The organism is Glycomyces sp. L485, assembly GCF_022548875.1.
Taxonomy (GTDB): domain Bacteria; phylum Actinomycetota; class Actinomycetes; order Mycobacteriales; family Micromonosporaceae; genus Glycomyces.
In genome coordinates, this window is sequence record NZ_JAKZEW010000014.1 from 15,458 (window position 1) to 27,112 (window position 11,655).

Annotated in this window: 13 protein-coding genes; 3 read left to right on the forward strand and 10 right to left on the reverse strand. The window is 68.0% G+C overall.

Annotated elements, in window-relative coordinates; all coding sequences use genetic code 11:
* Position 1: 1 nt before the first annotated feature.
* Genes L0U85_RS09305 through L0U85_RS09325 form a run of 5 tightly spaced genes read right to left on the reverse strand, consistent with a single transcriptional unit; the run spans position 2 to position 6,162 of the window.
* Positions 2 to 2,767, reverse strand: coding sequence for a hypothetical protein (locus L0U85_RS09305; RefSeq protein ID WP_241377484.1), 2,766 nt, complete (start codon positions 2,765 to 2,767; stop codon positions 2 to 4).
* Positions 2,764 to 3,018: a hypothetical protein gene (locus L0U85_RS09310; RefSeq protein WP_241377485.1), complete on the reverse strand. Its 255-nt coding sequence runs from the start codon at positions 3,016 to 3,018 to the stop codon at positions 2,764 to 2,766. The genes L0U85_RS09305 and L0U85_RS09310 overlap by 4 nt, the downstream gene beginning before the upstream one ends.
* On the reverse strand, positions 3,015 to 3,491 hold the full coding sequence (gene grpE, locus L0U85_RS09315; protein WP_241377486.1) for a nucleotide exchange factor GrpE: 477 nt from the start codon (positions 3,489 to 3,491) through the stop codon (positions 3,015 to 3,017). Before grpE ends, L0U85_RS09310 begins: the two co-directional genes overlap by 4 nt.
* The gene (locus L0U85_RS09320) at positions 3,488 to 4,996 is read right to left on the reverse strand and encodes an Hsp70 family protein (RefSeq protein WP_241377487.1); all 1,509 of its coding nucleotides are present in this window, start codon (positions 4,994 to 4,996) and stop codon (positions 3,488 to 3,490) included. Before L0U85_RS09320 ends, grpE begins: the two co-directional genes overlap by 4 nt.
* The gene (locus L0U85_RS09325) at positions 4,996 to 6,162 is read right to left on the reverse strand and encodes a tetratricopeptide repeat protein (RefSeq protein WP_241377488.1); all 1,167 of its coding nucleotides are present in this window, start codon (positions 6,160 to 6,162) and stop codon (positions 4,996 to 4,998) included. Before L0U85_RS09325 ends, L0U85_RS09320 begins: the two co-directional genes overlap by 1 nt.
* 240 nt (positions 6,163 to 6,402) lie before the next feature.
* On the opposite strand from L0U85_RS09325, the gene L0U85_RS09330 reads away from it, so the two are divergent.
* Both L0U85_RS09330 and L0U85_RS09335 read left to right on the forward strand, forming a co-directional pair.
* Entirely contained in the window at positions 6,403 to 7,650 is a 1,248-nt protein-coding gene (locus tag L0U85_RS09330; RefSeq protein ID WP_241377489.1) for a helix-turn-helix transcriptional regulator, read from the forward strand.
* Complete coding sequence (locus tag L0U85_RS09335) at positions 7,643 to 8,239, forward strand: toll/interleukin-1 receptor domain-containing protein (RefSeq protein WP_241377490.1); 597 nt, start codon at positions 7,643 to 7,645, stop codon at positions 8,237 to 8,239. The genes L0U85_RS09330 and L0U85_RS09335 overlap by 8 nt, the downstream gene beginning before the upstream one ends.
* An 841-nt stretch (positions 8,240 to 9,080) precedes the next feature.
* On the opposite strand, the gene L0U85_RS09340 is transcribed toward L0U85_RS09335, so the two are convergent.
* The 4 genes from L0U85_RS09340 to L0U85_RS09355 are packed head-to-tail and all read right to left on the reverse strand — an operon-like array spanning position 9,081 to position 10,793.
* The gene (locus L0U85_RS09340) at positions 9,081 to 9,410 is read right to left on the reverse strand and encodes a hypothetical protein (protein ID WP_241377491.1); all 330 of its coding nucleotides are present in this window, start codon (positions 9,408 to 9,410) and stop codon (positions 9,081 to 9,083) included.
* Positions 9,407 to 9,724, reverse strand: coding sequence for a hypothetical protein (locus L0U85_RS09345; RefSeq protein WP_241377492.1), 318 nt, complete (start codon positions 9,722 to 9,724; stop codon positions 9,407 to 9,409). The genes L0U85_RS09340 and L0U85_RS09345 overlap by 4 nt, the downstream gene beginning before the upstream one ends.
* Positions 9,654 to 10,472: a hypothetical protein gene (locus L0U85_RS09350; RefSeq protein ID WP_241377493.1), complete on the reverse strand. Its 819-nt coding sequence runs from the start codon at positions 10,470 to 10,472 to the stop codon at positions 9,654 to 9,656. The genes L0U85_RS09345 and L0U85_RS09350 overlap by 71 nt, the downstream gene beginning before the upstream one ends.
* 15 nt (positions 10,473 to 10,487) lie before the next feature.
* Positions 10,488 to 10,793, reverse strand: a complete 306-nt coding sequence (locus L0U85_RS09355; RefSeq protein WP_241377494.1) for a hypothetical protein — start codon at positions 10,791 to 10,793, stop codon at positions 10,488 to 10,490.
* Positions 10,794 to 10,830: 37 nt separating this feature from the next.
* On the opposite strand from L0U85_RS09355, the gene L0U85_RS09360 reads away from it, so the two are divergent.
* Entirely contained in the window at positions 10,831 to 11,010 is a 180-nt protein-coding gene (locus L0U85_RS09360) for a hypothetical protein (RefSeq protein WP_241377495.1), read from the forward strand.
* 146 nt (positions 11,011 to 11,156) lie between these two features.
* Here L0U85_RS09360 and L0U85_RS09365 read toward each other — a convergent pair whose 3' ends face one another.
* Positions 11,157 to 11,471 (reverse strand): type VII secretion target, encoded by a 315-nt coding sequence (locus L0U85_RS09365; RefSeq protein ID WP_241377496.1) that lies wholly within the window; start codon positions 11,469 to 11,471, stop codon positions 11,157 to 11,159.
* Positions 11,472 to 11,655: the final 184 nt, after the last annotated feature.

An 11,655-nucleotide genomic window follows, 5' to 3' on the forward strand; every position in this document is an offset into this window, starting at 1 on the left:
GCTAGAACGGCCATTCCATGTCCTGGGGTCTGACCGAATTGAGTTCCCCGCGTATGTTGCGGGCTTCGACGGTGTGGCCGATGCGGGCGAGACATTCGGCCAGCAGCTCCAAGGCCAGGCAGAATTCCTCCAGGAACTCCCGGTCCAGCCGATGGAGTTTCCGCAGTAGCGTGACCGAGCGCCGCGCCGCCGGTGCGGCGGCGCGCCAGTCGCCCGCATCGTGCCGCAGGACTGCGCAATTGAGCAGTGCGAACGCAAGCAGCCCTTCGACGTCCACCGAGGGGTCGATCCGGTGGAGCCGCTCGGCGATGCCCACTGCCCGCTCGATCAGGTCCAAGGCGTCGTCCTGGCGCCCCTCGGACCAGACGGCCTTGGCCTCCTCGACAAGGTCGAAGGCCTCGACCGGGTCGGTCGAGTCGGCCGCGCCGGTGTTCGCGTCCGCGTCGAACGAGCGCTGGAACAGCTCGCCGTGCAGTTTGAGCGTCATGGTGTGCTTGCCGCCCATCGTGCCGTGCTCGCCAGGTTCCGACAGCGCCGCCGACACCTGTTCGAGGTTCAGTTCGGCGACTCGTCTGAGAGAGGTGAACAGGCCGGGGTTCCGGGGTTCGAGCATCTCGCAGATCTCGACGACCTTGGTCAGAGGCCCGTGGGCCTCCTCGAAGCGGTCGGCCTCGCCCGCGATCGCGCCGAGGTTGAACAGCAGTCTGCTGAGGACGACCAGGCTCTCATCGTCGTCCTCGTCGCGGTCGCGTTCGATCCGGTCGCACAGGTCGCGGACGATCTCGATCGCCTCGTCGAGGTTCCCTTGGGCGCGCAAGGCGAGGGCTCGGGTCATCGCCAGGTTCGCCACTGTCCCCAGATGTTCGGTCTCCCCTTCCGGCAGGTCGATGACCAGCGACTCGCCCTCGTCGGCCAGTCCGCGGGCCTCCCCGGTGCGGCCCGCGGCATGCAGCAGCGCCGACCTGACCGAGAGGACCCGGGCGAGGTCGGCCGGGACCAGCGGACCGTCGGGTGCTTGGAACCTCCGGCAGAGCCGCTCCGACTCGTCGATGGCCTCGAGCGCCTCCTCGAAGTGGAGCTGCATCGCATGCGACTGGGCGAGAACGCCGAGTGCCGCGCACAGCGGCGGGCCGTGCCGCTGCGGGTCCTCGTCGGCGAGCGGGCGGAGGTACGAGACGGCCGCGGTACCGGCCTTGTTGGCGCCCTTCGCGTCCGCGATCTGGAGCCGCCGTTGGGCCATCTCCGCGAGCAGATAGGCGCGGCCGGTCGCGGACTGCGTGGATTCGGCCAGGCGGCGATCGGCGATCGCGGAGATGATCGCTTCGGCGCCGGGGACGAGGTCGAGACCCAACTTGCTCGGCAGGTGCTCGGCCACCTGCTCCAATACCTCGGTTTCGAGCCCGGGCGCGGTCGCGACCGCGTGGAGCGACGCCCCGCCGCCCAGGACTCCCAGCGCCGGATCGGATTCGAGGACTCGAGCGAGCGTCCGGTTCAGGTGCGGCCAGCGGGTCGCCGCGGCGGTGAGGAAGATGAGCGTCTGGGCGGTGTGCGGGAACGGCTCTGCGCCCGGTTCACGGCGCACGAGGTCCACTGGGGCGACCGCAGCCCAGGGATTGGTGTAGAACGACACGCCGTGCCCGGGCGTCAGCAGGCCGAGGAAGTCCTCGGCGAGCCGGTCGGGGTAGAGCGGTTCGAGGCTGTGCCGGTCGTCGGCCGGCGGGTAGATCGCCCGGTGGTCGTCGAGCAGCTGGTCGAGGTTGTCCCCGATGCCGGCCCGGTGCAGCGCGGCCTGCGCGTCCCGGTAGTTCGGATGCGGTCCGGTGAGGACGGCGGTGAACACGGCCTGGGTGAGCGCCCGGTAGCCGCTGCGGAAGTCGCGTTCGGCGAGGCGCAGCCGCTCCCAGTTGCGGATCTCGCGTGCCAGCAGGAACGCCGCGACCTCGTCGACCTCCTCCGGTGGGCGGTCGGTCTCGCCTTCGGCGGGCACCGCAGCCAAGGCGGCCATGTGGACCGACAGGATCGAGGCGTACTGCTCGGCGTCGATGGTGCGCGGCACCGGCGCGGTCTGCTCGAGCGGCATCTCGAAGAGGGAGGCGAACTGCGCCTTCGCCGCCTCGAACAGGCCGGCGCGCCCGCCGGACGCGTTGATCGGCTCCAGGCCCAGGTCCGCGTAGTCCACGTCGAGCTCGTCGAGTTCGCCGCGCAGCGCCCACCAGCCGCGCAGGGTGCGGGAGACCAGCAGCAGACGGACGCCGTCGCCGGGGTCGCTTGCGGCCGTGGCGCACAGCGCGTGGAGCGACCGGTGGCTCCAGCGGTCGGCGTAGTCGGCCACGACCAGGTGGCGGCCGCCGGTGGAGCCGACCGCGAAGACGGGGGCGCCGCGTTCGGCCGGATCGTGGGCGTGCCGAGCATGCCAGGTGCGCCAGCCGGCGCGGGCCGAGTCCCGGGTGAACTCCAGCGCCAGTCGGGTCTTGCCGTGCCCGCCCGGGGCGTGGAGGAGCATGACGCGGGATGGAACGGCGGCGTCCCTCCATCGGCGGAGCCGCTGCATCTCCGTCTCGCGCCCGGTGAACTCGATGAAGCGGTGCCGGGCGTGGAGCAGACGGCTGGGCTGGCTGCGCAGCGTCGCCGGATCGGTCCGGTGCCCGGCGTCCGCCTCCTCCAGCCAGTAGGGCGGCTCGCCTTCGTACATCGACACGTCGCCGAACACCGGGGCGATGATCCGCCCCGCGTTGTTGTACTGGCTGACCGGTTGCGTGAAGGTCACTGCTCGGGCTCCTTGTCCTCGGGCTCGGCGCCGACGTTGACGTCGCCGATGATCGGCGCGATGACTCGGCTTTGGTCGTTCGCCCGGATGTCCTGGCGGATCACCGGGCCCGGGGCGCTTCCCTTCTCAGGTGCGGGCTTGTCGCGTCGGCTCCGCCGCAAGAGCCAGGCGAGCGACCGCTTCAACGCTCGCCAAGCCGCGCCCGCGACGCGTTTGGCGAGCGCGTCGGTCACCGGGTCCGGGACGCTCACGGTTCTTCGTCCCCTCTGCTGCGGGGCCGGTTGACCACGACCTGGGCGTGGCGGACGACCGTCTCGCCGCGGAGGTAGCCCCTCGCCCAGACCTCCAGAACGGCGCCGGGTTCGGCGTCGGACCGGTCCTCCACCCGCACCACCTCGTGGAGGGAGGGGTCCACGGGCCCGTCGCCGCGGATCGGACGGACACCGTGGAGGGCGAGCAGTTCGAGCAGTTCGTCGCGCACCGAATCGGCGGCGTCCGGATCGGGGCCGGTGTACGCGTCGAGCCGGTCGACGATCGCGGAGATGCCGAGCACCAGGGGCAGTTGGTGCAGTCCTTTCTGGGCTTCCTTGAGACTGCGGGACAGCTCCCCGATGAGCGACTGCTGGCGGTTGCTCTCCAGCCGGTGCTGGCGCAGCTGATCTTCGAAGCTCGCCACGAGTCGGCGCAGGTCCTCGCCTGATGCGGCCTTCCGGTTCTCGTTCATGCCGGTCCGGCCTCCAGTTCGCACAGCAGCCGGCGGCTCGCCGCCTTGGCCTCGCGGGTCATGTTCTCGGGCCGATGGAGCTGGTAGCGCCCGAGGAAGCGGTCGTTGATCACATCGAACACTCCGATGTACATGGTCCCGTCGACGTCGAAGCACATGCCGATCCGCAGCGGCGCGCCCTCGGGAAGGCCGGCCGGGAGCGCGATGAGGTCGATCTCGGTCGCATCGACCTCGGTGAGGGCCTCCGAATCGCCTTCCGTGACCTCGAACCGAAGCTCTTTCTGATCGGCGACGACCGTGCCGAACACCTCCACCTTCTCGCAGGGGATCGGCGTGTTGCGGGGGATGATCACCGTGTTCGCCATGACGCCGAAGTCGTTGCGGGCCACGGTGCCCATGCCGTGCGAGGTGACGTCCCGGAACGCCCCCGTCAGGGGTCCGGCCGGTTCGAGCGCGCCGGCCTGGGACGGGAGCCGGTCGGCCAGGAGCGCCGCGCCGAGCGCCACGGCCTCGTCGGGGTTGACCTCCATCGACGGCCTCCGGCCCGAGAGCCGCTCGACCATGTCGGCGACCATCGGCATCCGACTCGACCCGCCAACCAGCAGGACCTTGTCGATCCCGGCCCAGTCGAGCCCGGACTGGGCGAGCACGTCCTCGACGACGTCCTCGGTGCGGGCAAGCAGGCCCGCGGTGAGCTCCTCGAACCGGCGCCGCGTCACCGGCACCTGGTGGAGGCGCTCGGGGCCGGCGACGCGGATGACCGTCCGCTCCGCCTGCGAGAGCCGCCGCTTGGCGTCCTCGCAGGCCGCCCGCAGCCGCGCCTCGCACTGGCCGCCGTCGCGCAGCTCCGGGCCTCCCGTCGCGGTGACCTCCAAGGCGGCGTAGGTGATGAGGATGTTGTCGAAGTCGAACCCGCCGAGCGAGCGGTTCCCGTCGGTGGCGATCACCTCCAGTTCGCCGTCACCGACCCGCATGACCGTGACGTCGAAGGTGCCGCCGCCGAGGTCGTAGACCAGGAACGTGCCCGACTCGCGCTTCAGCAGCCCGTAGGCTATCCCGGCCGCCGTGGGCTCGTTGAGGATGCGCAGCGGATGCAGCCCGGCGATCTCGGCGGCGTCCTTCGTGGCCTTCCTCGCGGCGTCGCCGAAGTACGCCGGAACGGTGACCACCGCCTCCCGGACCTCGTCGCCGAGCGCTTGGCGGGCCCCGGCCGCCAAGTGCGCCAGGATGATCGCCGAGATCTCCTCGGGCCGGTACTCCCGGCCGTCCTCGTCGATGTGGACCGGCTCGGGCATCCCCATGCGGCGCTTGACCAACTCCACGTAGTCCTCGGGGCCCACCGCAGCCATGTTCTTGGCCGGCGCCCCGACCACCGGCCTGCCGTCCTCGAAGTAGACCGCCGAAGGCGTCAGCCGCGAATCGGGGCCGTCGACGATCTCGGCGGCGCCGCCGCGGACGGCCGCGACCGCCGAGTACGTCGTTCCCAGGTCTATGCCGACGCGCATCAATACACTCCCCGTTCGGTGCCGCCGGACCCCGCGAGGTCGAGCGCCGAGGAGGACTTCCCGCGGGTGATGATCGCGTTGACCTCCCACTGGACCTTTCTGCGGTCGTTGACGACCCAGGACATGTAGGCGATCGCGATGCCGATCGCCAAGAGGCCGAGCACCACGAAGCCCGGCTGCCCGTTCCCGGCGCACACGAACGACAGGATCGCCACCAGGGCGCCGATCCCTCCGGCCTTGAACAGCTCGAAGCCCGGGTATTCCGGCCAGTACTTCTCCTCTTCGCAGCTTTTGAGGTAGACCTCCTTCTCGCGGGCCGCCGCCCGCAGTTCGGCGTCGTCGGTGACCTTCGGGATCCGGGCGAGCAGACGCCGCATCGCGGAGATCTCCTCGGTGCTGGTGACGATGTAGCCGCCGGCGATCTGGATCTTCGGGACCTCCTCCACGCGGCACAGCAGCGCGATCGCCAGGTAGCGGCCGGCCACCTCCTTCACCCCGCCGCCGGTCGACTCGTAGAGGCGGTCGAGGATCTTGATCGCGTCCTGGTAGCGCCCGGTGCTGATGTAGGCGTTGGCGATGCCCATGTCGGCCTCGTCGGCCGCGCCCGGCATCACCCGCACCTGCTCGTAGACCCGCACCGCGTCGCCCCACTTGCCCTGCGACTCCAGGACGTCGGCGACGAGGAAGTGCCGCTCGGGGTTGCCCTGGTCGAGCAGCGCCGCCTCCTGCGACTCGTACAGCGCGTTGTCGAGCCGGTTGAGCCCGATGCTGGCCCTGGCGAGCGTCTCCCACACCTCGCCGGTCTCGCCGATCTCCTTGCGGGCCTCACGGGCGGCGTACGCGGCAGAGTGGTAGTCGTTGCGCCCCAAGTACTCCATGGCGCGGCTCAGCCAGTCACCGCCTCCCGCCGCCGTGGGCCGGGGCTCGGGGCGCAACGCCCCCTCAGCGTTCAGCCTGCGGTCGTACTCGGCCCGCTTGGCGTTGTCGAGCAGGACCTTCCTGGCTTCGGCCAGGCGCTCGACCATCGTCTCGGCCTCCTGGCGCCGACTCAGGTCAGCGCTGTTGACCTTCTTGTTCCAGAGGCGGAACTTCTGCTTGACAGCGGTCTCGATCTCTTCTTTCGGCGCGGTCCGGCTCACACCGACCGCGAGGTAAAGATCTTCCATCGGAGTGTTTCCTCCATTCGAGGGAAATCGAAGTTTCCGAAACAGGATCGCATGAATTCACGCAGTCCCGATAAAGGCAAAACATGACATACACCGGCAATATCGGCTCATTCCTTCGAGTTGCCTGTTGCCACTTCTATTGACCATGGCAACGCGGCCGATGGAGACTTAAAGGCAGTTCGGAGCGACCCCTCGTCGATCACTCGCGAAGCATTCGAAGAACTCCAGAAGGACCCCGCATTGGATCACCCACCGCACGAATTCGGAGCCGCAGTCCGGCGCCGCCGACTCGATATCGGCCTGTCGCTCGCCCAACTCGCCGGCAAAGTCCACTATTCCAGGGGGCACCTGAGCAAAATCGAGACCGGAAAGCGCATTCCGTCTCCGCAATTGGCTTCACTGATCGACACCGCACTCAAAGCCGGCGGCGAGATAGCCGGACTGCTCGACAACGACACCGACGGAGACGACCTCGACTGCTACTGCGACCTCCCCATCGACCAGGGCGAGGCCGCCATCGGCAACGTCGACCTCCCGCCCGACCTCGCCGGAGCCACCGCCGTCCACGGCGACGCCATCGCGATCGCCTTCGAGCACAGCCTCGTCCAGGTCCGCAAGCTCGGCCAGACCACCAGCCCCGGCGCGATCTTCCCGATCCTCGACGGCTCCCTGCGCTCACTGCGGGCCCTGCTCAACAACACCTCCGGCCCCGGACGCCCACGACTGCTCATGGTCGCCGCCCGATACGCCGAATACTTCGGCTGGATGAAACAAGAAGGCGGCAGCGACGCCGAAGCCCTCGCCTGGACCGTCCGCGCCGTCCGCCTCAGCAAAGACAGCGGCAATCCCGACATGCACGCCTACTCCCTGGTCCGCCAGGCACTCATCCGCCTCTACCGCGGCGACGGCCCCGGGACCGTCGGACTGGCTCTCCAAGCCCAGGCCGACCAGCAGATACCCGCCCGGATCCTCGGCCTCGCCGCCCTGCGCGAAGGACAAGGACACGCCCTCAACCGCGACTACGAGCGCTTCCGAGACGCCATGACCCGCGCCGCCGAACTGCTGAAGGCGCCCGGACGCGAACCCACCGACGCCCTGTACGGCTCCTACACCGTCGGCGACCCGGCCAAGACCGCCGAAGGCTGGTCCCTATACCACCTGGGCAGGCCCGCCGACGGCGCGGCGATCCTCGCACAGGAACTGCCCCGACTGCCCCGCTACGCCGCCCGTTCCTACGGCCGCTACGCAGCCCGCTGCGCACTCCAGTTCGTCGTGTGCGGAGAGCTCGACCGGGCCTGCGTGATCGTCGAGGAGCTGCTCCCGCGCATCACCGACGTCGTCTCGGCCACCATCCTGTCCGACCTCCGCGAGCTCAGCCGCCAGCTTGCCCGAAGACGCGAGGACCGCCGCGTCCGCGGCCTCCTGCCAGACCTCACCGCAGCCATCCACCACCAGTCCAGCATGATCGGAGCGACCGCGAATGAATGACCTCAAGGTCTTCGTGAACTTCCGCAACGGCGACGGCCAACAGGCCGCCGCCCACCTCTACGACGCGCTCGTCGACCGGTACGAACCCGAGCAGATCTTCCGCTCCAGCGAGACGATCCCGGCCGGGGACGACTACATCAAGGCCCTCACCGCAGCCCCCGCGACCAGCGAGACCACCCTCTCCCTCATAGGCCCGCGCTGGCTGCTCGCCGAGGACTCGCGGGGCAGACCGCGCCTGGCCGACCCCGACGACTGGGTCCGCCGGGAGATCCGCACCGCCCTGGAAGCGGGCAGGCGCGTCATCCCGGTGCTCCTCGACGACGCCCGCCCGCTCAACGGGGACGAATTGCCCGACGACATCGCGGCGCTGGCGCGCAACCAGTATCTGCGTTGGTATTCGAGGGACACGAGTGGCAGTTTCCGGACCATTGCCGAACGGCTCGAAAGCCTTGTTCCCGGTCTGCGGAAGAGTCCCGCCGCACAGGAAAGCGGCGTCGCCCAGTACAACAGCCCTTCGAATGGGGGAATCGTGATGGCGCCGATGTTCGGCGACAACAAGACGAATTGGCCGCCCCGGACCGAAAAATGATCTTGAAGGAATCGGTCGGCCGCATCAAGCGGACTCCGCGCAAGATCACCGCGAACCGAGTATCAATCGCACACGAAAGGCATGATCATGAAATGCAATAAATGCTATCGACCCCTGCACGACTGCCAATCCTGCAACGGCAAGGGCGGAAGCGGCGGGGCCTTCGGCAGGGTGAACTGCTCCAGGTGCGACGGAGGCCAGGTCTGCCCGACCCACGGCAAGCACTGGAAGTAGTCCCGCCCGGGACCGAGTCGCTCCTCAACGCGCTGGGCGGCAAGCCCTTTTCAGTTCCTGAAGGGTTCGATTGGTGGTTGATGCCCGACCGGGGAGAGCGTTCGAGCGGCGCTGGAGGCTCTGGCGGTCGCGGCTCCTCACTGGCTGGCTCAGGCTGTGGACCTGGTCGAGTTCGACCACCGCTACGGGCGGCGGATCGATTCGTGGCGCGGCCCGTCCTCCTAGGCCGTGAAGGACCGCCTCGCGCAGGTCTATGGCCAGGACGCGCTGCGGCTATGCGCCGCCGCCGATCCCGACGCCCTGGTCTGGCTGCGCGAGATCGAAGCGGTTGACGTCCGGCGTGTCCGACATCGGTGCCAACAGCGGATCTTCTACGGCCCCTTGGCTTCAGCGTCGCTGCGGCCCGATCATGAATCCCGTGTCTGCTTTGCTATGCGCCACAAACCCTACCCGCCGACCGGACCGGCGGGCCTCCGCTCCACGCGAACAGCGCGTCGGCCGGCGTCCGCCGCTTCCTTGGCAGGAGCAGCAGATCCCCTGCGGTGCCCGCGATGTCGGCCAAGGCTCGCCTGAGACCGGGACCTGAACCTCAGTGCGTCCCGCTGGGTCACCGCGGTTGCAGTGCCTCGTCGATGTCGGCCAAGAGGCGACGTTCAGAACGGACACCGTGCAGGACCCGTTCGAGGATGCCGCTGCGCAGGATCAGGATGACGGGCAGGTGATCACCGACTCCCCAGGCAGCTGCGGCCTTCGGGCATGCGGCGGTGTCGGCGGTGACGATCGTGAGCCGGCTTCCGAGTTGCCGGTCGACCGCGAGCAGGACTGGTCCGAGGACCATGCTGCCGAGATCGTCGACGGTCCCGAACACGATCATCAGCGGGCCCGTGAAGTCTTTCGCGTGCTGGTTGTAGTCGGCGTCGGTGACGTTGACGATCATGCCGCACCGGTTCCCCGACGCCACTCCAGCAGAGTTCGCCAACGGTTGTCGCCGTAGAAGTAGCTCTTGAAGGCCTCGGTCATGAGCTCGCGGCTGCACGCGAAGTCCACGTGGTAGTGCCGTTCGTCGGAGCCTTCACGGAATTCCATTTCGAACAGGCCCTCATCGTTGATGTGGGCCTGCAGGTAGTACATCCGCTTCTGCTTCAGAATTGCGAACAGCGGGCCGTCCTGGGCCAGTGAATCAAGATAGGCATCGACATCGTCCCATTCGGGATGCTCGATTACCGTTCCGTCGTACTTCTTGAGCATCATGCCGTAAGTTCATTCCCTCCGTGAGGAACCGTCGCACGAATTCGACTGTATCGCCGACCGTGAAGCGAGTGCGATCCTCGGTGCCCGGGTCCACCAGTTCCGCGGTACCGCCGTGCCATTCGACGCGGCGCACTTGTCCACGGAAATTCTCGGCCTCGACCCAGCCGTCGCCGACCTGGTCGGCGACTCTGATCTCCCGGTCCAGTCGCGCCGCGTCCGCGAGCATGCGGTGACCTGCCTTACTCGCGCGCAAGCCGCTCCGAGGGTTCTCATAGCGCATCCTGACGAACGGCTGCACTTCTCGCCGGTAGTTCATCGGATCCAGCTTGCCCGTGAACCGGGCCTTCGCCTCTGCTTCGCTCTCGTCACCGGAGAATTCACAGGCCCAGGCAGGGAACACATCGAAGACGCGCTGCTCCCAGTCCAACGTGTGGGAGTCCGTAGCGGCGGGCAGCGCGCTGGCCACACAGTCGAAGCCGCGGCCGGGGAGGCGGAAGCCCGTGGCGACCCCGAACGGCGTCGCGTTGAACAATGCCGCTTCATGGCGGCGGGTGAAGTGCAGCACCGCACCGGCGGCCTCATCGGAGAAGCCGTTGGAGCAGGCGACCTGAAAGGCATAGCCGTCGTTGGAGGCCAGGGCGATCGCACGCTGGAACCGATTGCGCGCCGCGGGGAACGTCCAGGCGCGATCCACTCCCGGGAGCGGCCGCACATCGGGGAAATTGAGGACTTCGGCGGCTATGGTCATCGCATTCCTTTTCGGCTAGTCGTACTTCGAGGTGTAACCGCTGCTGTGATCAGGAGCGGCGTCTGAATAACTCCAAGGCAATTCGGCTCCACTCTTGGAGTTCGGCCCCCTGCCCATCGGCACCAGGTTATCCGCATTGCCGTCCGCGCCATTGTGCCAGTCTCGGCGCTTATCGTATTTTTGCGCATGTCCCTCGGTCACCCAGTGCTCCACTACCGACATCTTATGTTCATAGGTCAGATAGGTGTTGCCCCTCTCGTCGTAGTAGGGGACTATCTTGCCAAGCCCGTTGTTCGCAGTCGAGTCGTCTCTCCAGGTCAACTCGTTCCTGGGAACGCGCTTCCCCGAGGGGTCGACGATGGCGTCCCGACTGTCGATCGACAACTGCACCGTGGTGGGCGGATCGCCCCGTGTGATCGACGTGGGCTTGCCGGTGGACGTGCTCGATCAGCCAACCCACGCCCGCCGAGGCGAGGGTGCCGATGGGGTCGATGACCGCCCCGACGGTCTCCATCGCGACGCCGAGCCCGGCGACTGAGGCGTTGATCCAAGAGCCGGAGTCGATGGTCATCGCGAGGCCGGTATAGGACTCGATGATGCCGCCCCCGGCGACGTTCGCGCCGGGTTGGGACGGGACGTCCGATTCGGTGGCGACGAGGTCACTCATGAGAGCCCTTCCTGCTCTTACAGTTCGTTCTGGAGCTGATCGTGCTCCTGGGCGGCTGCCTTATCGGCCGCGTCATAGTCTTCGGCGGTGTCGCGCAGTGCTTGGGCGAGTAGTTCGAGGTTCTCCTGCGCCATCTCGACCAGTTCTCGCTGGTCGGCTTGGCGTCCGGCGAGGACCGGGGGCAGGAACTGGCAAATGATGCCGTACGCCTCGTTGTCCTGCTCGACTGAGTCCATGGCTGGCAGGATGGCGCCGAACCGTTCCCGGAGAATGTCGATGTGAGAGGCGTGGGTGACGAGGTCTTCGGTCACCACGTCGATGCCGTCGGCCATGTCAGTCGACGTTGAGACCGGAAGACCCCTGGGGCCCAAGCGGACCGATCTTCACCGTCTGGCAGGGCTTGTGCAGGTTCCGGGGGCGCGCAGAGGGGGTCCTGGGTGAGACGGTTTGGGGTGCATAGCAAAACAGTGAGGTGTATCAAGGATGTTAGACAGGGATCCTGATCTGAGAGGATTC

Coding starts and splice junctions, on each gene's coding strand:
- grpE (WP_241377486.1), bottom strand. CDS start 3,491: ATGAACGAGAACCGGAAGGCCGCATCAGGCGAGGACCTGCGCCGACTC.
- L0U85_RS09320 (WP_241377487.1), bottom strand. CDS start 4,996: ATGCGCGTCGGCATAGACCTGGGAACGACGTACTCGGCGGTCGCGGCC.
- L0U85_RS09325 (WP_241377488.1), bottom strand. CDS start 6,162: ATGGAAGATCTTTACCTCGCGGTCGGTGTGAGCCGGACCGCGCCGAAA.
- L0U85_RS09335 (WP_241377490.1), top strand. CDS start 7,643: ATGAATGACCTCAAGGTCTTCGTGAACTTCCGCAACGGCGACGGCCAA.
- L0U85_RS09340 (WP_241377491.1), bottom strand. CDS start 9,410: ATGATCGTCAACGTCACCGACGCCGACTACAACCAGCACGCGAAAGAC.
- L0U85_RS09345 (WP_241377492.1), bottom strand. CDS start 9,724: ATGATGCTCAAGAAGTACGACGGAACGGTAATCGAGCATCCCGAATGG.
- L0U85_RS09350 (WP_241377493.1), bottom strand. CDS start 10,472: ATGACCATAGCCGCCGAAGTCCTCAATTTCCCCGATGTGCGGCCGCTC.
- L0U85_RS09360 (WP_241377495.1), top strand. CDS start 10,831: ATGGCGTCCCGACTGTCGATCGACAACTGCACCGTGGTGGGCGGATCG.
- L0U85_RS09365 (WP_241377496.1), bottom strand. CDS start 11,471: ATGGCCGACGGCATCGACGTGGTGACCGAAGACCTCGTCACCCACGCC.